This window comes from Marinobacter sp. M1C, assembly GCF_023314135.1.
Classification (GTDB): Bacteria; Pseudomonadota; Gammaproteobacteria; order Pseudomonadales; family Oleiphilaceae; genus Marinobacter.
The window spans coordinates 4,266,086-4,287,957 of sequence record NZ_CP092289.1 but is presented as its reverse complement, the minus strand read 5'-3'; the positions used below and the strand labels follow the sequence as shown (position 1 = coordinate 4,287,957).

The following is a 21,872-nucleotide window of genomic DNA, read 5'->3' as shown; positions in this document are numbered from 1 at the left end:
GGGAATAGTCCGATTCAGACGTTCTGCTTTAGCTGAATTTTTTCTTCAACGCGGCTTGCACCGCCGGATCAACAAATTCGGATATATCTCCGCCCAACGACGCAATCTCGCGGATCAGGGTAGATGATATATAAGACAGATGATTGGTGGGTGTGAGGAATACGCTCTCCAGTTCCGGTGCCAAGCGGCGGTTCATATCTGCCAGCTGAAACTCGTATTCAAAATCTGACACTGCACGCAGGCCGCGCAAAATCACCGTGGCGTTCTGCGATCGCACAAATTCTGCTAACAAATTGCTGAAGCCCATGACCGTCACATTGGGAACATGAGCCGTGGCCTGGCGCACCAGGTCGCAGCGTTCCTCCAGTTCTAGTAAGGGCTTTTTTTTAGAGTTATAGGCAACCGCTACCACCACTTCGTCGAATAACCGGCTAGCCCGTTCAATTAAATCAGTATGACCATGGGTGATGGGGTCAAACGTACCCGGGTAAATAACTTTTGGCATGTACAGCTCCGTCTCTACTTCGTTATTTTGCCCAGAATAGCAGCGCCAGCAATGTTTCGCGACGAACCGGGCGCAACTGAATCATCGAATAAACAGTTTATAGATCAGTTTGTGGGCAACACCGCCGTGGGGCGGGTACACCACTTTGCCGCTGTTAAGCTTCTGCTTGGTAAAAATTCCACGCTGATGGCTGAAGGTAAGAAACCCTTCTTTGCCGTGATAATGCCCCATTCCGGAATCGCCTATGCCACCGAACGGCAGGTCGTCTTGCGCTACATGCATCAACGCGTCGTTTATGCACATGCCGCCGGAGTGGGTGTTGGCCACGACTTTTTGCTGTTCTTCCTGGTTGTAACCGAAGTAATACAAGGCCAGCGGGCGCGGGCGATCGTTAATAAAGAGCAGGGCGTCGTCTAGCGTTTCGTAAGCCACAACAGGCAGAATGGGGCCGAATATTTCTTCCTGCATTACCCGCATATCCGCCGTTGTGTTCAATAATAATGTCAGCGGTAATTTGTGGCTCGCGGCATCCAGAGTTTCGTTAGCAGGGTTGATCTCGACGAGTTCTGCGCCTTTGCTGCGGGCGTCATCCAGATAACCCTGCAGGCGCTGGTACTGACGTTGGTTGATAATCGCCGTGTAGTCGGTGTTGTCCCGCAGTGACGGGTACATGGCGCTGAACTGTTTGCGGTATTCCTCAACAAAAGCAGCCACTCGGTCAGCCGGGCAAAGCACATAATCTGGTGCTACGCAGGTTTGGCCAGCGTTAAATGCCTTGCCAAATGCAATCCGCTGGGCTGCGTCCTCTAGCGGTACGTCGGTTGCGACAATCGCCGGTGATTTGCCACCCAATTCCAGGGTGACCGGTGTCAGGTTTTTAGCCGCGGCCTGCATCACCAACTTGCCCACCGAGGTTGAGCCGGTGAACAGCAAATGGTTGAACGGCCGCTCGGAAAAGTCCGCGGCGACCTTGGCGTCCCCCAGAATAACGGCTACCTGATCTTCGTCGAAGGTGGCTTCCACCAGCTCTTTCATCATCGCGGAGGTGTGCGGGGTAAACTCCGACATTTTCACCATGGTGCGGTTGCCCGCAGCCAGAGACGCGACCAAAGGCCCGATGGCCAGGTAAAGCGGGTAGTTCCAGGGCACAATCACCCCCACCACGCCTTTAGGCTGGTAATGCACCTGGTTGCTGGCAGGGCGGAACAGCATGGATACGTGCCGTTTTGACGGTTTCATCCAGCTGTCGAGACGTTTCAGGGTGTAGTTAATGCCCTGCACAGACGGCATGATTTCGGCAATCAGGGTTTCATCTTTCGAGCGGCAGCCAAAGTCTTTATCAATGGCTGCTATGAGTAGGTCTTGCCAGCTCAGCAGCGCCTGTTTCAATTTATTCAGGTTGTCGCGGCGCTCGTTGGCTGTCGGCGCGGGCTGGGCGCGAAACGCCTGCTGCTGTTTTTGGAAAACGGCGTGGGTATGGCCAATCTGCTCGGCGTTGTTCTCTGTCGGGTTTTCCGTGTCTGTCGCTGTACTGTTGGTGTTCTTTGCAGCGGCGGTTGCGAGGGTTGCGCCCATTAGAAAGACTCCCTGTGTATCAGTGAAAAACGTATTTTGGATGCATTAAAATTCATTATTAGAGTATATACTCTAGTGAGTCAAGCGGCGTAAAAAGAGGCGCCTGCTGCACCCGCTGGCGTTTGCGTGAGCGTTGATTTTTCGATTTTTGGCGACTTTATGAAAACCCGAGACCGAATCCTGCAGGCCAGTCTGCAGCTGTTCAATCAAAGTGGTGAGCGTGCGATAAGCACCAACCACATTGCCGCAGAACTGGCGATTTCGCCTGGCAATCTTTACTACCACTTCCGCAACAAAGCCGACATTGTTTACGAGCTGTTTCTAGCCTATCAGCAGCAGGTTGATTATTACCTGGCCGCACCCGGCAGCCAGCCTTTGGCACTGGCAGACCTGGCTTGGTACCTGGAGGCAGTGTTCGACGGTTTGTGGCAATACCGGTTTTTCCATCGTGACCTGGAGTCACTACTAGACGCAGACCCACGCCTGCGCGCAGGTTATGGTGACTTTACCGGCCGTTGCCTGAGCGCTATCAACGGCATCTTTAACCAGCTCGCCCGCGGTGGCATTATTACGCCGCGTCCCGAGCCGCTGCGTTCCGCCATGGCACTGAATGTCTGGCTGGTAATTACCAACTGGATGGCCTATCTAAAAACCGCTCACGCCACCGAAGAGCCAGCGGTGTTATCGCTGGCAGAGTTGAAGCAGGGTATTTATCAGGTGTTGACTCTGGAGCTGCCTCACGTGACCCCGGAATATCGCGAGCCGGTGTTGGCATTGCGGGAGACTTATCGTCCGGGAACTTTTTGTCAGGCGGCGCATCAAAGCAACTAACATGGGGAATCCGGACGTTCCCCGTGTTTGTTTGGAAGCTCAAGGAAGGTGCTTTCAGGTTTTAGCACGTCGCAAACCCTGACGTTGGCCGGCCTGAATTATTTTAGGCCGGCTTTTTTCATGTCTGGCTTGCGTCAAAGGCGCGGGTTACTATTCACCATTGGCTTATGGCTATTCTGCAGTGGCTTCCGGCTCTGCTTCCAGCCACTGAGTCAGCGCTTGGCGGCATTCATCCAGGCCGGTTTTGTTGCTGGAGGAGAACATGACTAAATGCTGCACGCAGCTAAACTCGTTCAGCTTCTGGCGAATGCCCAGCATGGCCGTTTTAGCCTGGCCAAATTTCAGTTTGTCGGATTTTGTCGCCAGAATCATCAGCGGCATATCGTTGTGCTGGCACCATTGCACCATTGTTTGGTCGAATTCGGTCAAGGGGTGACGAATATCCATGACCAACACCAAACCGCGCAAGCAGCGACGATCGTTTAAATAATGGCCCAAGTGGGTTTGCCAGTCGTCTTTCATGTCACGAGACACTCTGGCATAACCGTAACCGGGCAAGTCTACCAGCCGGGCATTTTCCCGGTTTAGCGAAAAAAAGTTGATAAGCCGGGTGCGCCCGGGGGTTTTGCTGGTTCGAGCCAGTTTGCCGTTTACGGTGATGGTGTTCAGTGCACTGGATTTGCCGGCGTTGGAGCGGCCGGCAAAAGCGACTTCTGCGCCAATATCTGCCGGGCATTCGTTCAGCTTCGACGCGCTGACCAGAAATCGGGCACTATTGAAAGACAGGCTTTTTTGAGTCAGATCAGAGTCCACGGCTATTGGCTTTCCTTTGGATTTCAGTTAGCAGGAATTAATGTATAATGCTACACCAATTCCGGGCGGTGCGCTTGACGTGTCCGCAGTTTCAGCCCCGGTATTGTGCCTGAACGGTCCAGTCCTTACGGCTGCACAACCAAGAATATTTTAAGATGAGAGAAGCGGAGCGAGCATGAAGAAACTGATCGCAGGAGTTGTTCTCGGTGTCAGCCTTACAGCGATGGCGCACGGGGCAGGAGATCCTCAAACAGGTGAACAGAACGCAGCAGCATGCCAGGCCTGTCATGGCCAGGGTGGCGCGAAGCCAATAATGGGCTTGTACCCGAAAATTGCGGGTTTGGGTGAAAAATATCTGCACAACCAATTGGTTGCCATCCAGCAAGGTCAGCGTGTCATTGTCGAAATGACAGGTCAGCTAACGGGTAAGTCCGATCAGGATCTGCAGGATCTTGCGGCCTACTTTGGCAGCCAGGACAGGAGCGTAAACCAGGCTAATCCGGATTTGGTTGCTCAAGGTCAGGCCTTGTATCGCGGCGGTAATATGGCATCGGGTGTTCCATCCTGTGCCGGTTGTCACAACCCGCAAGGGCATGGCAACGCGCCTGGTGGTTACCCGGCATTGGGTGGCCAGAACGCGGAATACGTGGCCAAGCAGTTGCACGCCTACCAAAACGGTACTCGTGCCAACGGCAATAACGCAGCGATCATGATGGGCGTGGCGTCCAAGTTGACCGATGCTGAAATTGAAGCTGTTGCCAGTTACGTTTCTGGGCTTAACTGAGTCAGGCAGTTGCTTTAGTAAAAAACCCTGCCTGAGCAGGGTTTTTTGTTATTTACCGGACGGTAACCCGGTTGACGCTGGTGTGAATGGAACTTTCTCGCCGTCTGTGGTCATAATCTACCTTACGCAGTTAACAATTCGGAGACAGTGAATGATTAAGACCGTGATAAAGGCCGCCTTACTGGCGGGAGCTATGGCCATTGCATTACCCGCTATGGCGGCGGATTGGCAGCAGGGCACCCACTACAAAGTTCTGGATAACCCGGTGCGAACCGATCAGGCCGATAAAATAGAGGTCGCTGAGGTGTTCTGGTACGGCTGCCCGCACTGTTATTCATTCAAGCCGCTATCCGAAGAGTACGAAAAAAACGCGCCAGACTACGTTGATTATGTTCGCTTGCCGGCCGCGTTGGGTAAGTCTTGGGAGCCCCACGCTTACGCGTTTTATGCGCTGGAGGCCATGGGTGAGCTGGACAAGGTTAACGATGCGCTGTTCGAGGCTTTGGTGGTCGAGCGCCGACAGCTGAACACGCCTGAAGCCCTGGCGGACTTTGTCGCCGAGCACGGTGTGGATGCGGATGAATTTCTGAAGAACTATAAAAGCTTTGGCGTGAATGCCCGGGTGCAGCAGGCGCAGGCCAAAATACGCGGCGCGCGAGTGACCGGAACACCGACTATGCTGGTGAATGGCAAGTACATTGTTACCGCTTCTACGGCCGGTAGCCCGGAAGCGGCGATTGAGGTGGTTGAATATCTAGTTGCCCAGGAGCACGGCGACAGCGAATAAGAGTGAGAAGCCGTTGAGCGGGCAACGCGTGAATTCCTAAGATACAGGTGGCTATGTATAAGCGTTTGCGCAATCAGTGGAATGATATGCGGCGTTCCTCGGGCGATGCTCGCGGCAGCTCATCGGGTGTGGACCACGTTCCGGATTTTGCGGAAGGTGGTCACATCCGGCTGCTGACGTTCAATATTCAGGTGGGCATCAGTACATCGTCATACCGGCACTACCTGACCCGCAGTTGGCAACACGTGTTGCCTCATCGAAGCCGTTTTGAAAATCTGGACCGGATTGCCACGCTGCTTTGTAATTACGATGTCATTGCGCTACAGGAATGTGACGGCGGCAGTTTGCGCAGTGGCCATATCAACCAGGTTCAGTACCTGGCCGAGGCCGCCGGTATACCCTATTGGTATCAGCAGCTAAACCGAAATTTTGGGCAGTTTGCCCAGCACAGCAATGGCTTGCTGAGCCGGTTTCGGCCGCTCGAGGTAAAAGAGCACCGTTTGCCGGGGTTGATTCCCGGCCGTGGTGTGATAGTCGCCAAATACGGAAATCCGGAAGACCCGCTGTTGCTGGTTGTGATGCACCTGTCGCTGAGTAAATCGGCCCAGCAGCGCCAGCTGGGCTTTGTTAGCGAATTGATCAACGACTATCGTCACGTGGTGCTGATGGGTGACATGAACGCCCATGCGGAGCAGCTGCTGACCAATACGCCGCTGAAGCAGACCGACTTGATTCCGTTGCCAGCAAACGCTCACAGTTTTCCTAGCTGGCGCCCTGAAAAAGCGCTGGACCATATTCTGGTGAGCCCGAGCCTGCAGGTTCACAGTTCTGGCGTTGTCAGTTACCCGATGTCAGATCATTTGCCCATCGCTTTGGACGTTACCCTGCCAAAATCGGATGTTATATTGCCAAAAACAGATGTGACGTCGCCAAAATTGTCTTGAGCTACTTTTTAACCATAAAAAACCCGACTCGATGGTCGGGTTTTTTATGGTTGCCGGATCAATTACTTGATCTTGGCTTCCTTGTAGGTCACGTGCTTACGTACAACCGGGTCGAACTTGCTCAGCTGGATTTTCTCCGGCGTGTTGCGCTTGTTCTTCATGGTGGTGTAAAAGTGACCGGTACCTGCTGATGAAACCAGCTTGATTTTTTCGCGCATGATATGGCTCCTTAAAATTTCTCGCCACGGGCACGAAGATCGGCCAGTACGATGTCAATACCTTTTTTGTCGATGATGCGCATACCCTTGGTGGATACGCGCAGCTTCACGAAGCGCTTTTCGGTTTCAACCCAAAAACGGTGGCTCTGCAGATTCGGCAGAAAACGACGACGAGTGTGATTCATCGCGTGGGATACGTTGTTACCAGCAACCGGACGCTTACCGGTAACTTGACAAACTCTGGACATACTTGCCTCCGACCTTGAGCTATGGTCTTAATAATCGAATTCGTTGATTGCGTCTCTGGTTGCCTAGGGGGCAATTAGAGCTTCCTGTTCGCGTCTAAAAACCGAACGTAGCTCGCCAGACGCCGCCAGAATAGGGACGCCTTTATACCAGAACTGGTAGCCCAACGCAAAAAAATTGTTGGGAAATTGTTCAATTTCCGAGCTTGGTTGACCCAAGTCTACATTAAACCCCGTTCGGCCAGTGATATTACCTCACCGTGGCCCACAACCATATGGTCAAGAACCCTGATATCCACCAGCGCCAGAGCGTCTTTCAGGCGTTTGGTCAGTGCGATGTCGGCCTGGCTGGGTTCGGCGACACCGCTGGGGTGATTGTGGGCAAATATAACCGCTGCTGCGTTGTCTTCCAACGCCTGGCGTACCACTTCTCGCGGGTACACCGCTGCGCCGTCAATGGTGCCGCGGAACAGCTCGCGATAGTGGATTATGCGGTGCCGGTTATCCAAAAACAGGGCAGCAAAAACTTCGTGGGGATAGGTGCCCAGGCGGCTGGCCAGGAAACGCCGGGTATCTTCGGGGGATTTTAATGGATCTCCTTGGCGCAGAGGTTCGTCCGTTACCCTCCGTGCCATTTCCATGGCTGCCTGCATTTGCGCGTATTTCGCGGTGCCCAGGCCTTTTACGCTGCAGAACTGACGGCTGGATGCGGTCATCAGACTGCGTAATCCGCCAAAGGTTTCTAAAAGATACCTGGCCATTTCCATCACGGGCATACCGCGGGTGCCGGTACGCAGGAATATGGCCAGCAGTTCGGCGTCTGACAAGCACTCTGAGCCGTGGGCCAACAAACGCTCACGAGGACGTTCATCGGTAGGCCATAATGCCGCGAACGGTGCGGCGGCGGCGCTGTCTGCTACCGCTGAGGTTGCCTTGGTAGGTGGGACCTTAGTGGTCTCTGTCGATGGTTTGACGGAACTGGGTGTCGCCTGGGGGTTTCTCATGATTGCATCCTTGCAAATGAAAGAGCGGCTGATTCGAGCCGCCTATGGGAACGGGTTCTAGATTACGGGAAAAAAAGTGCGCTGGTAAGGCAGCTGTACTCTGCGGCAGGCTGTCTGTGGCGCTGTGGCGTGATATGTTACTGCTTTTACAACGTATGAGGACGCAGCCCCTATGGCTGGTAAACGAATTCTTGTTGGCGTTACCGGCGGCATCGCGGCTTATAAAACGGCGGAACTGGTGCGGCTGTTAAAAAAAGCGGGGCATTCGGTGCAGGTGGTGATGACCCGTGGCGCTGAAGCTTTTGTGACTCCGCTGACGTTTCAGGCGTTGAGTGGGCAACCGGTGCGTACCTCGTTGCTAGACCCGGAAGCCGAGGCTGGCATGGGCCACATTGAGCTGGCGAAATGGGCGCAACGGATCATCGTGGCCCCGGCCTCGGCCGACTTTATGGCGCGTCTGGCGGCGGGCATGGCCGATGATCTGCTGGCTACGGTGTGCAGTGCTGCCGAGGTGCCCATTGCCCTGGTGCCGTCGATGAATCAGGCCATGTGGGCTAATCATCGCACCCAGAGGGTGGTGCAGTTGTTACAAGCGGACCCCCAGATTCGCTTGTGGGGGCCGGCAGAAGGCCAGCAGGCCTGCGGTGATAACGGCCCAGGGCGCATGCTGGAACCAGAGCAGATCATGCAGACGCTGGCTCAGGAGCAAGCGCAAATCGATAATAGCGCCAGCGGTGCGTTGGCTGGTAAGCGCTTGGTGATCACGGCCGGACCCACCCGTGAACCTATTGACCCAGTGCGCTATATCAGCAATCACAGCTCTGGCAAGATGGGCTACGCTCTGGCCATAGCCGCGCACGCTGCCGGCGCTGAGGTTGTGCTGGTTAGCGGGCCGGTGAACCTGCCGCCGCCCGCGGGTATAAACCTACGCTCGGTGATGACCGCAGAACAAATGCTTGAAACGACTATGGCGGCGGTTGATGAGGGCTGTGACCTGTTTATTGCCACCGCTGCGGTGGCTGATTATCGGCCGCAGGATTATGTCAGCGACAAACTCAAGAAATCCGCCGCCGAGATGACGCTGGCGCTGGTGCGTAATCCGGACACTCTGGCAACGGTAGCAGCGCGGGCAGACGCTCCATTTACCGTGGGTTTTGCGGCGGAAACCAATGACGTTGCCCGTTACGCCCTCAGTAAGATGCGCAAAAAGGGCCTGGATATGATCGTGGCCAATGATGTGTCGGTGCCTGGCCTGGGCTTTAACAGCGACAACAACGCTGTCAGCGTATTCACCGCCACCGACCAGATCCACCTTGGGCCCTGTGCCAAGCAGCAGATTGCGCACGAGCTGGTGGCGCTGATTGCGCCGCGCCTGAATGCGCGCGTTGGCGACAGCCAAAACCAAAATGGCTCTCACCAGAAACCCAAAAATAATTGTGACCGGAAACCTTCATGACCCGCAAAAAACTTCAGATCCGTGTATTGGATGAGCGTATTGGCCAAAGCATAGCGTTTCCCGCCTATGCCACCGATGGCTCTGCGGGCCTGGATTTGCGTGCCTGTTTGTCGCAGCCTCTGGTGCTGGATCCGGGCGACACCCAGCTGATTGGTACTGGCTTGGCGATTCACATTGCGGATCCAGCTCTGGCTGCGCTGATACTCCCGCGCAGCGGCCTGGGCCACAAACATGGCATTGTATTGGGCAATCTGGTCGGATTGATCGATTCCGATTACCAGGGCGAGTTGATGGTGTCTTGCTGGAACCGCGGCCAAACCCGGTTTACTGTTGAGCCCGGAGAACGCCTGGCGCAACTGGTGCTGGTCCCGGTAGTACAAGCTGAATTCGAAGTGGTTGATGAATTCGACAGCAGCCATCGGGGTACGGGTGGATTTGGCTCAACCGGCCGCAACTAGCGTTGGTGATCGGCAACAGCGCCCCAAGTAGCTGCGTTGCAGCTATACTTTGAGAATTAGTTCAACAAGACCGTCGCAATCACCAGGCCCGCAAGTGAGCGTGAGCCGGAACAATGACAAACGCAGGAAAGATCCATGAAGCTGGGCAAAAAAAAGACCCCGGACAGCCAGGCCCCGGACCATTCTAAGGATGCCAAGCCCTCGATGCGGGCAAAAAAACCGTCTGCCAAATCCGATGAGGGCGCGGGTTCAGCGAACCGCATGCGAACACTGGGCAGTGTCGCTTTGAGCCAGGCATCGATTGTTGTTGTTGCCACTGCTCTGGCTTTGGCCCTGGTTTTTTTCCTGATTTTGCAGCCGGCCAGTGAGCAACAGTTCGAGGTAACGGCCCAGGCGGCGGCTGACAACGCCGCAATCCGGATTAACAGCTACCTGTCGCTGTTACAGCAAAGCGTGCAGGGCCTGGCAACGCAGCCCGGCCTTGTCGATACCGTCAGCAGTGGCGGCGATCTGTTGCAGGCTGCGACGCAGTTACAAAACAGCTTGCCCGGTGTCGCCGCCGTTTATGTCTTTCCACGTCGTGCCATCCCGCGCTCCGCCACCAACGACCCAATGTTGGGCTTTGCCGGTCTGGAGTTGGCGCGCAAGGCGGAAACCGGGCGCCCGCTTTTTCCGGATGCTTTTCCCCGCGACAACCACTGGTTCATCCATCTGGCCGCGCCGGTAAAAATGTCGGGCGACAATCCCGTAGCCGGCACCTTGTTAATGGTGTTTGACGCGACCAGCCTGCAGCTCCTGTTGGCAGAAGGCCAGAATAACGGCGCCCTGGCGCTGCGCCAGACCGTATCAGGAATGACCAGCATCTTGTTAAGTCAAGGCAGCGGCGTCGGAGAGCCTCGCGTTGTGACCCTGAAAAATCCGGATTGGAGCATTGCGTACACGCCCGCAGGGCAGGCGAAAATGCCGATAAACATTCTGTTGGCAGCGTTGCTGCTGGCGGTTCCGCTGCTGGTTGCAGCCATCGCGGTTTGGGTGTTGCTTAACCGTGCGCAGCGCTCGTTACGCCAAGACACTACCCTGGTTATCGAATGGGCTCATAAAGCTTACTCCGGTGAGCGCAGCAAGTTACCGGCTTTGCGCTGGGACGCAGTCGCGTCGCTCGCCGAGGTGCTTTATCGATTGTCCCAGGTCGTAGAAAAGCGTATCAGCAAGGCCGGTGAGAGCGCTCGCCCGGCAGCTGCGGATAAGAAACGGCCCACTGCAGAGGCTGAACCACTGTTCCAAGATAAAGACCTACCCAATGTGGATATGCTTGATGGCGACGAAGACGTTTTGGGTTTTGGCGCTGTGTCTGCCGAACCGTTGTTCGGTGCCGGCGCCTTGCCTGATTTAGAAGAGCTGGACCAGGCGCCGACGCTGTCAGCGGATATTTTCCGTGCTTACGACATTCGCGGCATTGTTGACGAAACCCTGACCGAAGCCGGCGTTAAACTGATCGGTCGGGCGATTGGTTCAGAGGCTTTGGCACGGGGCGTCAGCGCGCTGTGCGTGGGTTACGACGGTCGCCATTCCAGCCCTGGGCTGGCAGACGCGGTTGCTCAGGGGCTGATGGCCAGTGGGTGCAATGTTATACACGTTGGCGCGGTACCCACTCCGGTGTTGTATTTCGCCACTCACCAGCTTGATACAGGCTCCGGTGTCATGGTTACCGGGAGTCATAACCCGCCCAACTACAACGGCCTGAAGATCATGCTTGGCGGTGAAACCCTGTCTGGCGATGCCATTAAAGCCCTGCACCAGCGCATTCTTAACGGGAACCTGGCTCAGGGTGCCGGCAGTCAGTCGTCGGAAGACGTAAGGCGTGCCTATCTGGACACCATTGTTGGCGACATTGCCGTTGCCGCGCCGCTGAAAGTGGTGGTAGACGCCGGTAACGGCATCGCCGGTGAGCTGGGCCCTATGCTGATTGACGAGCTGGGCTGTGACGTTATTCCGCTGTATTGCGATGTTGATGGCGACTTCCCCAACCACCACCCGGATCCGGGAAAACCCGAGAATTTGCGGGACCTGATCGCTAAGGTTGAACAGGAAGGGGCTGATTTGGGTATTGCCTTTGATGGCGATGGTGACCGCATTGGCGTGGTAACTAACCGCGGCCGCATTATCTGGCCCGACCGCCTGTTGATGCTGTTTGCCCGCGATGTGGTGTCACGCAACCCCGGTGCCGACGTGTTGTACGACGTAAAATGCAGCCGTCGCCTTGCAGGGGTGATATCCCAAGCTGGCGGCCGGCCAGTTATGTGGAAAACCGGCCATTCGCTGATGAAAGCCAAAATGCGGGAAACCGGTGCTTTGCTGGCCGGGGAGATGAGCGGTCACATATTTTTTGCCGAACGCTGGTATGGTTTTGATGATGGCCTTTACGCTGCTGCGCGTTTATTGGAGATTCTCGGTATTGAAGACCGCCACAGCGATGAAGTGTTCGAGGATTTCCCCGAGGACATCAGCACGCCGGAGCTGAATATCGAAGTCACCGAAGCGTCTAAATTCGGCATTGTTGAGCGTTTGAGTGCTCAGGGTGAATTTGGCGACGGCAGTATCAGCACGATTGACGGGGTGCGGGTGGAGTATGGCGACGGCTGGGGCCTGTGCCGGGCCTCCAATACCACACCGGCGCTGGTGCTGCGTTTTGAAGCAGAATCCAAAGAGGCGCTGGAACGCATCAAAACCGTGTTTCGTGAGCAGCTTCGGCAAGTGGCACCAGAGCTGAATGTCACATTCTGAACCCTCGTGGTGAAATCCGAATTTTATAACAGTAAGGCAGAAGCATGTCGTTGAATCGTGAAACAGCCGTTCAGGTAGCGTCAGTACTCAGCAAGGGGCTGCCCTATATCCAGCGCTTTACCGGTAAGACCGTGGTCATCAAATACGGCGGCAACGCCATGGAAAACGAGGACCTTAAAAGCAGTTTTGCCCGTGATGTGGTGCTGATGAAGTTGGTGGGTATCAATCCCATTGTAGTGCACGGCGGCGGGCCGCAGATTGGTGAATTGCTGGCGCGATTAAATATCGAGTCACGCTTTGTGAACGGTATGCGGGTGACCGACGCCCAGACGATGGACGTGGTTGAAATGGTGCTTGGCGGCCAGGTTAATAAGGAAATTGTGTCGCTGATCAACGCCGAGGGCGGCACGGCCATTGGCTTGACCGGAAAAGACGCCAATTTGATCCGCGCCCGCAAACTGGAAGTGGTTGATCGCAGCCCGGAGCTGGAGCGTCCCGAAATTATTGATATCGGCCGTGTGGGTGAGGTCGTCAGTGTAAACGTGAGCGTTATCGACATGCTCACCCGCGGCAACGTGATACCGGTTATTGCCCCTATCGGCGTTGGCCCGGATGGCAAGTCTTACAACATCAACGCTGACTTGGTGGCCGGTAAAGTAGCTGAAGCCATGAAAGCCGAAAAACTCATTCTTCTGACCAACGTTTCCGGTTTAAAAAGCAAAGAGGGCAAGGTGCTGACCGGTTTGACCGCCAGCCAGGTCAACGACCTGATTGAAGACGGAACCATCCACGGTGGCATGTTGCCGAAAATACGTTGCGCTTTAAGTGCGGTTGAAAACGGCGTGCGCACGTCGCACATTATTGACGGCCGTGTGGCCAATGCGTGCTTGCTCGAAATCTTCACCGACGAAGGTGTGGGTACCTTGATCTCCAGGAACTGATCTCTAAAAACGGATCCTATGTGCAAGGAGTAAAGGCATGAAACGCCTGTTGTTATGGCTGCTGATTTTAACCGTTCTGGCCTGGGCCGGTTACAAGGGCAGCGTCTGGTGGCTTGCGGATCAGCGTATGAATGAGGCGCGGCTGGCCTTGAACCATTACGGTGTGCTGGAGCGCGGCGCAATCCATTCAGGCGTGCGCGGTCGGTTATTGCTAAAAGGCAGCCAGTGGCAAGACTTCCGCCTGACCCAGCCGCTTACTGTGCCCTTTGCAGAGTTAACCGCTCGTTCACCGGTATCATTAATCAATCTGTTGAATACCCCGTCTGCGGAGGCGTCGTACACGCTGAAGCTGGAAGGCCTGGGCCTGGCGCTCGATGCAACCATGTTCCGCAATTGGGTAACGGCTCAAGGCGCGAACAGTGACGGCAAAGCGGCGCTCTTCGCTCTGTCTTGCGCGCGAGACCCACGCCAACGCTTAAGTAGTGGTGACTTGATACGCATGGGCATTGGCGAAATGACCGGCGAGGCGCTGTTGCGTCAAAACGAACAGGGCTTTTACGCCGAACTGATCACCGACGAGCTCGGCAGTGTTGAATTGAACTGGCCTACCGCCTGGGTAGACTGGCGGGCGCCCCAAGAGGCGCTGGCTCGTAGTTCGCTAGACATCACTCTGCGCGACGGCGGTGTCATGCGACGCGTGGCTGCTTGGTGCGCTCGCGAGGCTGGCCTTTCAACCGAACAATGGGCTGGTCGTTCGGTGGCCCAGTTACGTTTGGGGCTGCTGGCGCGGGGCTGGCTAGCCAGTTCGCAGTTGCTAGCACTGTACCGCCAATGGTTGCTCGAGGGCGGCGAATTGCAAGCCACGCTGAGGTTGGCCGAACCCGCTCTGGGGTTGCCCATTTACACGGAAGAAACCAACGCATCCAGCCGCGTTGGTGCGACCGTATATTATAACGATGCGAGCGTGCCCGATGTGTTTCTGTTAAGCGATAGCAGCCTTTCGGCAACGCCACAACAACCGGTGTTTACGGCGCAACAGCCGCAAACGGCATCCGCCGAGGGCTGGTTGGTGCAGCCTGTCGCGGCAGCGGAGCAATGGCTTGGGCAAAAAGTCAGGGTTACGCTGCGCAACAACAATCGTGTAGCGGGCCGACTGGTGCGAGTAACCAACGATGAAATTGAGGTAGCTCGTCTGGTGGCCGGCGGCGAAGTGGCTTACCCCATGCAGCGTGTTGCGGTTGCTGGCCTCGAAGTATGGCGGCGTAACCGGCCGCTGAATTCAAACAATAATGATTGACGGAGAACCCGCAATGGCTCAGTTGACGGCAGTTCCAAGCAGTGCTGCGAGCGGTGGAGTTATGCCGCCATCTATTCGGGAGATGTTGACTGCGTTGATTGCAGCACCCTCAATTTCCAGCTCCTCGGCGAAGTGGGATTCCACTAATCGTGGTGTGATTGATTTGCTGGCGCAGTGGCTGGGGCCCATGGGTTTTGCTGTGGAAATTCTGCCGGTGCCAAACATGCCCGGCAAGTTCAATCTGATTGCCACCCTGGGCAGCGGTTCCGGCGGCCTGGTGTTGGCAGGGCACACCGACACGGTTCCTTACGACGAAAAACGTTGGCACAGCGATCCGTTCACACTGACCGAACGGGATAACCGCTGGTATGGCCTTGGCACCTGCGATATGAAAGGGTTTTTTGCCCTCGCCATTGATGCCGCCAGCGAGTTTGTAGGTCAACCATTGCAGCAACCGCTGATCATTGTTGCGACCGCCGACGAAGAAAGCTCGATGAACGGCGCTCGCGCTCTGGCGGAGGCGGGTAAGCCGAAGGCGCGTTATGCGGTGATTGGAGAGCCCACCAGCTTGCGCCCGATTCGTATGCACAAAGGCATCATGATGGAACGCTTGGTGTTCGAGGGGCAGGCAGGGCATTCCTCTAATCCTGAGCTGGGCCGCAATGCGCTGGAAGGCATGCACCAGGCGATGGGCGAGCTGCTGGTCCTGCGCTCCCAGTGGCAGCAGCAGTATCGCAATCCGAATTTTGACGTTCAGGTGCCAACCTTGAACCTTGGCTGCATACACGGTGGCGACAACCCCAATCGCATCTGCGGTCGATGTGAGTTGCACTTTGACTTACGCCCGCTACCCGGTATGGATATGGATGCTCTGCGCCAGGCCATTCTGGAGAAGGTAGCGCCAGTGGCCAGTGAACGCGGCCTGAAACTCAAGTTTGAACCATTATTTGACGGCGTGCCGCCGTTTGAAACAGCAGCGGATGCCGCTCTGGTTGCAGCCTGCGAAAAACTCACTGGCCACACCGCAGGGTCGGTCGCCTTCGCGACAGAGGCGCCGTGGCTGCAGCGTTTGGGTTTGGAAACTCTGGTGATGGGCCCAGGCTCTATCGACCAGGCTCACCAGCCCGACGAGTTTCTGGCGCAATCACAGGTTGCACCGACCGTTAACATACTGCGTCAGCTTGTGAGGCAGTTTTGTTTGTAATATTCCTTTTGCCCGGAGATTTGAATTGAACGCCAACGGTTGGTTGCACGGCTTTCGCCATTCGTCGCCTTACATTAATGCCCACCGCGGCCGTACCGTGGTACTGACCCTGCCGGGCGATGCCATCAGTCAGGAAAATTTCATCAATATCGTTCACGATATTGCCTTGCTGAGCAGCTTGGGCGTGCGATTAGTCGTAGCGTTCGGTGCCCGCTCCCAGATACAACAACGGCTGGAAGACGCTGGCCTTGAGTCCACCTTTGCCCGCGGCTTACGGGTAACCACCGAACAGCAATTGCCGCTGGTGATGGAAGCCATAGGCGGATTGAGGGCATACATAGAGAGCCAGTTGTCTATGGGCCTGGTCAGTTCGCCCATGCACAATGCCCGCATACGGGTGTGCAGTGGCAACTATGTGACCGCTAAACCGGTTGGCGTATTAGACGGTATTGATTTTGGTTATACCGGCAAAGTTCGGCGCGTTGATGTTTCCGGTATCGAAAAGCTGCTCGACCAGGGTCAGATCGTGTTGTTACCGCCCATGGGTTTCTCACCCACCGGTGACGTATTCAACCTGTCCTACGAAGACGTTGGAAGCCAGGTAGCCGCCGCTTTGCGCGCTGAAAAGCTGATGATTTTTATCGACGACCCCGGCCTGTTGACGGAGGACGGCACGCTGGTGCGTGAATTATCTGCGGCTCAGGCAGCCGACCAGTTGAGTGCGGGCCAGGTGACAGGTCACGATGCCGAGCTGTTAAAAGCGGCTTGCGATGCTTGTGTCAAGGGTGTGCGCCGCGCCCACATCATCAGCTATCTGGACGACGGTGCGCTGCTCAAGGAACTGTTTACCCGTGATGGTTCCGGTACGCTGGTCAGTGGTGACACTTACGAGCAGATCCGAGCTGCCAGGGTAGAAGACGTAGGAGGTATTACCAATTTGATTTATCCGCTGGAAGAGCAGGGCATTCTGGTGCGGCGCTCGCCGGAAATGCTGGAAACCGAAATTGGCCGTTTTGTTGTGGCCGAACGCGACGGCACCATTGTTGGCTGTGCCGCGCTGTACCCCTACGGCCAAGATGACGCCGGCGAGCTGTCGTGTTTTGCAGTGGACCCCAATTATCGCCGTGCAGGACGCGGCGATGAACTACTGTTGATGATTGAACAGCAGGCTCGTGATCAGGGTTTGCAGCGCCTGTTTGTGCTGACCACGCAAACCGAGCACTGGTTTCGCGAGCGGGATTTCAAAGCGATGCCGGTGCAGTCACTGCCGGGTCCGAGACTGGCGGTTTACAACACCCAGCGAAACTCCAAAGTTTTTTGTAAAGTTCTTTGAGTAACGAGTTGATGGAATCTACAGAACGACGCAGTAGCCCCAGAAAACCCATAAAACTTGCGGCCCAACTGGATTTGGGGCGCGGTGAAAATTGGCCGTGCCAAATCGCCGATTTTTGTGCAGAGGGCTTGTTTATCCGCTATTCCCAAGCGGTTTCCCAGAAGCTTGACGCCGCTTTCGGCGACGCTGGAGGGCAGAGCCTGCTGGTGCGTTTTCGCGGCTCGGACAGTTCCGGGGTGCCTGGCCAGCGCCATCAGTTGCAGGTACAGATGCGTCATCGCGTTGAAAATGCTATGGGCGTGTGTTTTGTGCAGGCCAACGCGGTGGCCGTCAGTGCCATGTTGCAGCAGTGCAGTGGCGCACGCGTAGCAGGCTATGCGCATTTGCGTGCACCCAGCGAGCGGGTGCAATTTGTGCTGCACCAGTGCGCTAAAGCCGTGGTGCGGTTTATTGATTCTTTAATGCAGGAATGCCTGAATCAAACCGTTGCTGCACTTCAGGCTCACGCCCGCGAGGCGGGTAACAACCAGCTGGCCAACGAACTGATGGACGCCTCTGGTCAGTTGAATAGCCGCCAACGCCTGGTGTGGCAGCAAATGGCAAAAAGTCTGGAATCTCCGCTAAAGCCGGCACCCAAAGCGGGGCCAGCTGGCTCACTGGCGGTGGTCGACAAAAGCGAATTTGAAGACTGGCTCAGCCTGCGGGTGATGATAACCAGGGCGGACACGCTGTACCGAGGTTCGTTGTTGCAGTTGAAGTTGCGCCTGGACAGCCTGAACGTTGCAAATGCGACTGGCCATACCAATCCGCTTGGTCCGTCATTGGTATGTGAATCATTTCGGGATGGGCTGGCCCCCCTGCGAATGTCTCGCGAAGTTGAAAAGGTTGCCTTCGGTGTGTTCGAACACACCGTTCTGCAGCAATTGGAACCGCTTTATGCTGAGCTAAATAACATATTAATTCGCCAAGATGTTTTGCCCGATCTGGACTTGACTAAATACCTGGCTGATGTTCAGCGTTGCGAATCAGCATTTGAAGCGAGCAAGCCCGCCGAGCGACCCGCGCAGCAGGCGGCGCCCAGAACAGGGCCTAACACGGAGCCGGTGGTAGAATCCCAGACAAAGCCACAGCCGGCGGCCCGATCCCGCCCGGCGCCAGAGCCCGGTTCTGGCGAGAAATCCGTTCAATTTCAGGAGCACGCCCGGCTTGCTCGCCATGCGTTTAGCACGGTGCGCAACCTGCTAGATACCTTGGCGAGCAGTCGCGCTGCGAAAAGCCAGGTGCGCGCCGATGAGTTCCCGGCGAACGCGTCGCCCTTAAGCAATGCCCAGTTGCAGCAGCAGCTGCAGCAGCTACAGACCGTGGCGTTGCCAGCCAACGATAGTGCAGCCAGTTTGCGGGAGCGCGTGGTCAGCAAGGTGCGCGCAGACGGTCAGGGCAAGCTTGATACCGAACAGCAGGGTGCGGTGGATGTGGTGGACCGTTTTTTTGAAAGCCTGCGCGAGAGCCCGAAACTGGACGAATCCACTCATCGCCACCTGCGCCAACTGGAAGTTCCGGTGCTGAAAGTGGTGATGCGTGACCCGGACTTTTTTGAAGACCAGCAAAGCCCGGTTCTTGGAGTGCTTAACCGTTTGGCCCAGCTTGGTAGCCGCGGCAGCAGAGTCAACCCGGTTATTCAACGCCGGGTGGAAGAGTTAATTCAGTCTATTGTGACCGGCTTCGAGCACGACTTGGGTGTATTTGAGCGCGCGGCGGAAGAGTTGGAAGAGCTGATTGAGCGTCAGAAAAGGGTGTATCAGCGCAACGTTGAGCGGGTTAAGGCGGCTGCTGAAGGCGCACAAAAAGTCGCCGAGTCGAAACAGGCGGTAGAAGACACTCTGCAGGCCCGGCTGGCGGGTAAAACCGTGCCAAAAGCGCTTGATAGCCTGCTGGCCGGTGGTTGGCGTGATTTGCTGTCGCTAACCTGGATCCGCCATGGGCCAGACAGCACGTTATGGCAAGATTATCTGGGCGCAGTGGATTCCTTGGTGCTGTTTACCAAAGATCCGGGCAGCGAGATTAATCTGCCGGAGTTGCTGCGTACCATTCAGGATGGCTTATCCTCTATTTCAAGCAGTCACTTGCCGTCTGCTCAGATTCGTGACGAACTGCGTCAGTTTCTGGTGCGCGATCCAAAATCGGCGCCGGAGGTGTTGGCCATACCGGAAGCGCCCGCAGCGCCGTCGCGTCTGCGCACCCTGCCTGAACAGGGGCAACGCTGGCGCAAGCGTGTTCAAGAGCTGCATACCGGTGACTGGCTGCGTGATCAACATCCCTCGAACGAACCGTTTTACATTCGCCTGGTGTGGATTGCCCGTGATTTTCAGCGTCTGGTGTTTGTGAACCATCAGGGCATGCGGGTGGTAGAGCTGGAACTGGATACGCTGGCGGATAAAATGCGCCAGGGCCATATTGTGCCAGACCCACACTATCAGCGGCCGTTGGTGGACGAAGGCCTGGACCGTATGGTGCGCAAAGTGTATGACCAGCTGGCCAGCGCCGCCAGCCACGATGAGCTTACCGGCTTATTGGAGCAGCGCGAGTTTGAGCGCCAGTTGGATCAGCAATTGACCTGCTGGCAAACGCCGCGAACCCTGTTGCGGCTGAGTCTGCGAAACTTCAGTAAGTTCAACGACGGTGCTGGCGAGCAAGCAGGTGACTCTTTGCTGCAGCAGATTGCGGCCATGTTGTCTGCGTGCTGTGCTGAAGACACTCCGATCGCGCGCCTGTCAGGCGCACAATTTGCGCTGTTGCTGCCGGCAGAGGATGCCATGGCCCTGACCCGCCAGCTAAGCCAGCAGGTTTCAGCACTGCAACCGATGCTGCGAGAGAAACCGTTCGGTCTGGAGTTGGGTGCAGCTTTGGTGCCGCAGTTGGAAACACTGTTGAACCCCTTGCTCTGGCTGGAAGCCGCCGAGCAAACATTGCACGAAAGCGGCAGTAAGCGAGAGGTCGTTGGGGAATATCGCCCGGCGCCTGCAGATAAGGCCCAGCAACAAAAAATTGTGGCGAAAGTGGCCGGCCTGCAGGGCCAACAGCAGGAGCATCTGTTGCTGCGGTGCCAAAAAATTATCCCTTTGCATCCCGAAACCCGCAGGCTGACCCAATACGATATTTTAACCGGCGTTTATGATGACGACGGCAATCTGGTTGGCGGTAAAGATTTTATCCGTTTGGCTGAGCGCTACGACCAGATTCAGGCACTGGACCGCTGGGTGGTGGGCACCATGCTCGACTGGCTGGAGCACAAAGTAGATGATTTGCAGCAATTTGGTGGCATTGTTATCAATCTGTCTGGACATTCGCTGAATGACCCAGCGCTGCTGGAGTTTATTTACGAGAAGCTGAGCGAGCGTGAAGCACCCATCGAGCGTTTGTGCTTTGAGATTACCGAAGCCTCGGCGGTACGCGATATGGTGGCGCTGGCGGGATTCGTACGTGAAATGAAAGAGCTTGGGTGCAGTTTTTGCCTGGGTAATATGGGCAATGGTCCAGACTCTTTCCAAGCATTGCGGTCGCTGCCGGTAGACATGCTGAAAATCGACAGCGCGCTGACGGCGAATCTTGCCAACAGCCAGAGCGATCAGACCATGTTACGTTCGATGGTGGAAATGGCGCATTATCTGGAGCGCGAGGTGATTGTAACCCAGGTAGAGTCCCGCGAGCTGCTGGCATTGCTAGTCCAGCTAGGTGTGGATTACGCTCAAGGTACAGCCATTGAAAAGCCCGGCATGCTGGACAGCCTGGTATAACCGCGGAAGCCAGAAGTTTATGTCGAAACGCCATCCTATTATTGCCGTTACCGGTTCATCCGGTGCCGGCACCAGTACCACCGGCCGAATTTTTCGCCGCATGTTCGACAGCGAGGAATTGAGCGCCGCCATGGTGGGTGGCGACAGTTTCCATCGCTATACTCGTGAGCAGATGGCGCGGCTGGCGGCCAAAGGACAGTTCGGTGCCCGCAATCACTTTGCCCTGGGTGCCAATCACATCGACCGCTTGGAGTCGCTGTTTTACGATTACAGCCTGACCGGTAACGGGCGCTACCGCCAGTACGTGCACGATGAAGACTTTGCGCTGGTGGCAGAGGGCAATAAACCCGGCAGCTTCACACCCTGGCAGGACCTGCCGCCCGAAACCAGCTTGCTGTTTTACGAAGGCTTACACGGTGGCGTGGTCAGCGATGCCTTTAACATCGCCCAATACGTTGACCTATTGATTGGCGTAGTGCCGATTGTAAATCTGGAATGGATCCAGAAAATTCACCGCGACACTCACAAACGTGGTTACAGTCAGGAAGCGGTGGTTGAAACCATTCTTAACCGCATGAACGACTACGTTCATGACATAGTGCCGCAGTTTTCCCACACCCACATCAACTTCCAGCGGGTGCCCCTGGTGGATACATCCAACCCGTTTGTTGTGCGTGATGTACCCACCGAAGACGAAAGCATGCTGGTGATTCACTTCCGCGACGCCCGCGAGGTGGATTTCCCCTATCTGCTACAGGTGATTCCCAACAGCGTGTTGTCGCGCCACGATACCCTGGCAATTCCCGGTACAAAAATGAGCCTGGCCATGGAGTTGATTGTGCGGCCTATGGTGCAACGGCTGATCGCACAGAAAGCCTTCGCCTGAATCTGTTCAAAGT

The 21,872-nt window shown here is 55.9% G+C and carries 19 protein-coding genes; 13 read left to right on the top strand and 6 right to left on the bottom strand.

The features are described from left to right. Nucleotides 1-28: 28 nt before the first annotated feature. Both coaD and MIH19_RS20200 read right to left on the bottom strand, forming a co-directional pair. Entirely contained in the window at nucleotides 29-505 is a 477-nt protein-coding gene (coaD, locus tag MIH19_RS20205; protein WP_249006570.1) for a pantetheine-phosphate adenylyltransferase, read from the bottom strand. An 81-nt stretch (nucleotides 506-586) separates the two neighbouring features. Next, the gene (locus tag MIH19_RS20200; RefSeq protein WP_249006569.1) at nucleotides 587-2,080 is read right to left on the bottom strand and encodes a coniferyl aldehyde dehydrogenase; all 1,494 of its coding nucleotides are present in this window, start codon (nucleotides 2,078-2,080) and stop codon (nucleotides 587-589) included. Nucleotides 2,081-2,206: 126 nt separating this feature from the next. Between MIH19_RS20200 and MIH19_RS20195 the strand changes: the two genes are divergently transcribed. Then, a complete protein-coding gene (locus tag MIH19_RS20195; RefSeq protein WP_249006568.1) occupies nucleotides 2,207-2,911 on the top strand; it encodes a TetR/AcrR family transcriptional regulator in 705 nt (234 codons plus the stop codon). A gap of 171 nt (nucleotides 2,912-3,082) precedes the next feature. Here MIH19_RS20195 and yihA read toward each other — a convergent pair whose 3' ends face one another. Then, the gene (gene yihA, locus MIH19_RS20190) at nucleotides 3,083-3,724 is read right to left on the bottom strand and encodes a ribosome biogenesis GTP-binding protein YihA/YsxC (protein WP_249006567.1); all 642 of its coding nucleotides are present in this window, start codon (nucleotides 3,722-3,724) and stop codon (nucleotides 3,083-3,085) included. 175 nt (nucleotides 3,725-3,899) lie between these two features. On the opposite strand from yihA, the gene MIH19_RS20185 reads away from it, so the two are divergent. The 3 genes from MIH19_RS20185 (at nucleotide 3,900) to MIH19_RS20175 (ending at nucleotide 6,239) form a co-directional block, all read left to right on the top strand. After that, nucleotides 3,900-4,508, top strand: coding sequence for a c-type cytochrome (locus MIH19_RS20185; RefSeq protein ID WP_249006566.1), 609 nt, complete (start codon nucleotides 3,900-3,902; stop codon nucleotides 4,506-4,508). A gap of 151 nt (nucleotides 4,509-4,659) precedes the next feature. Beyond that, a complete protein-coding gene (locus MIH19_RS20180) occupies nucleotides 4,660-5,295 on the top strand; it encodes a thiol:disulfide interchange protein DsbA/DsbL (protein ID WP_249006565.1) in 636 nt (211 codons plus the stop codon). Nucleotides 5,296-5,348: 53 nt separating this feature from the next. Next, complete coding sequence (locus tag MIH19_RS20175) at nucleotides 5,349-6,239, top strand: endonuclease/exonuclease/phosphatase family protein (protein ID WP_249006564.1); 891 nt, start codon at nucleotides 5,349-5,351, stop codon at nucleotides 6,237-6,239. A 62-nt stretch (nucleotides 6,240-6,301) separates the two neighbouring features. On the opposite strand, the gene rpmG is transcribed toward MIH19_RS20175, so the two are convergent. From rpmG to radC, 3 genes are all read right to left on the bottom strand, one after another. Beyond that, nucleotides 6,302-6,457 carry a 50S ribosomal protein L33 gene (gene rpmG, locus MIH19_RS20170; protein ID WP_007348364.1) on the bottom strand — a complete coding sequence of 52 codons (156 nt, stop codon included), beginning with the start codon at nucleotides 6,455-6,457 and terminating at the stop codon, nucleotides 6,302-6,304. 11 nt (nucleotides 6,458-6,468) lie between these two features. Beyond that, nucleotides 6,469-6,705: a 50S ribosomal protein L28 gene (gene rpmB, locus MIH19_RS20165; RefSeq protein WP_007348365.1), complete on the bottom strand. Its 237-nt coding sequence runs from the start codon at nucleotides 6,703-6,705 to the stop codon at nucleotides 6,469-6,471. Nucleotides 6,706-6,923: 218 nt separating this feature from the next. Continuing rightward, the gene (gene radC / locus MIH19_RS20160; RefSeq protein ID WP_249006563.1) at nucleotides 6,924-7,706 is read right to left on the bottom strand and encodes a DNA repair protein RadC; all 783 of its coding nucleotides are present in this window, start codon (nucleotides 7,704-7,706) and stop codon (nucleotides 6,924-6,926) included. Between the two features lie 172 nt (nucleotides 7,707-7,878). Between radC and coaBC the strand changes: the two genes are divergently transcribed. The 9 genes from coaBC to MIH19_RS20115 all read left to right on the top strand — a co-directional run bounded on the left by coaBC (nucleotide 7,879) and on the right by MIH19_RS20115 (nucleotide 21,859). Further along, the gene (gene coaBC / locus MIH19_RS20155) at nucleotides 7,879-9,162 is read left to right on the top strand and encodes a bifunctional phosphopantothenoylcysteine decarboxylase/phosphopantothenate--cysteine ligase CoaBC (RefSeq protein ID WP_249006562.1); all 1,284 of its coding nucleotides are present in this window, start codon (nucleotides 7,879-7,881) and stop codon (nucleotides 9,160-9,162) included. Beyond that, entirely contained in the window at nucleotides 9,159-9,620 is a 462-nt protein-coding gene (gene dut / locus MIH19_RS20150) for a dUTP diphosphatase (protein ID WP_249006561.1), read from the top strand. Before coaBC ends, dut begins: the two co-directional genes overlap by 4 nt. 135 nt (nucleotides 9,621-9,755) lie before the next feature. Next, a complete protein-coding gene (locus MIH19_RS22505) occupies nucleotides 9,756-12,404 on the top strand; it encodes a phosphomannomutase/phosphoglucomutase (RefSeq protein ID WP_283164072.1) in 2,649 nt (882 codons plus the stop codon). A gap of 44 nt (nucleotides 12,405-12,448) precedes the next feature. Continuing rightward, nucleotides 12,449-13,345, top strand: a complete 897-nt coding sequence (argB, locus tag MIH19_RS20140) for an acetylglutamate kinase (RefSeq protein WP_249006560.1) — start codon at nucleotides 12,449-12,451, stop codon at nucleotides 13,343-13,345. Between the two features lie 37 nt (nucleotides 13,346-13,382). Beyond that, nucleotides 13,383-14,642 (top strand): acetylornithine deacetylase, encoded by a 1,260-nt coding sequence (locus MIH19_RS20135; protein WP_249006559.1) that lies wholly within the window; start codon nucleotides 13,383-13,385, stop codon nucleotides 14,640-14,642. A 61-nt stretch (nucleotides 14,643-14,703) separates the two neighbouring features. Then, on the top strand, nucleotides 14,704-15,846 hold the full coding sequence (gene argE / locus MIH19_RS20130) for an acetylornithine deacetylase (RefSeq protein ID WP_249006558.1): 1,143 nt from the start codon (nucleotides 14,704-14,706) through the stop codon (nucleotides 15,844-15,846). 25 nt (nucleotides 15,847-15,871) lie between these two features. Beyond that, nucleotides 15,872-17,179, top strand: a complete 1,308-nt coding sequence (gene argA, locus MIH19_RS20125; RefSeq protein WP_249006557.1) for an amino-acid N-acetyltransferase — start codon at nucleotides 15,872-15,874, stop codon at nucleotides 17,177-17,179. Between the two features lie 11 nt (nucleotides 17,180-17,190). Continuing rightward, on the top strand, nucleotides 17,191-20,973 hold the full coding sequence (locus tag MIH19_RS20120; protein WP_249006556.1) for a DUF1631 family protein: 3,783 nt from the start codon (nucleotides 17,191-17,193) through the stop codon (nucleotides 20,971-20,973). Nucleotides 20,974-20,992: 19 nt separating this feature from the next. After that, nucleotides 20,993-21,859 (top strand): phosphoribulokinase, encoded by an 867-nt coding sequence (locus MIH19_RS20115; RefSeq protein ID WP_249006555.1) that lies wholly within the window; start codon nucleotides 20,993-20,995, stop codon nucleotides 21,857-21,859. Nucleotides 21,860-21,872: the final 13 nt, after the last annotated feature.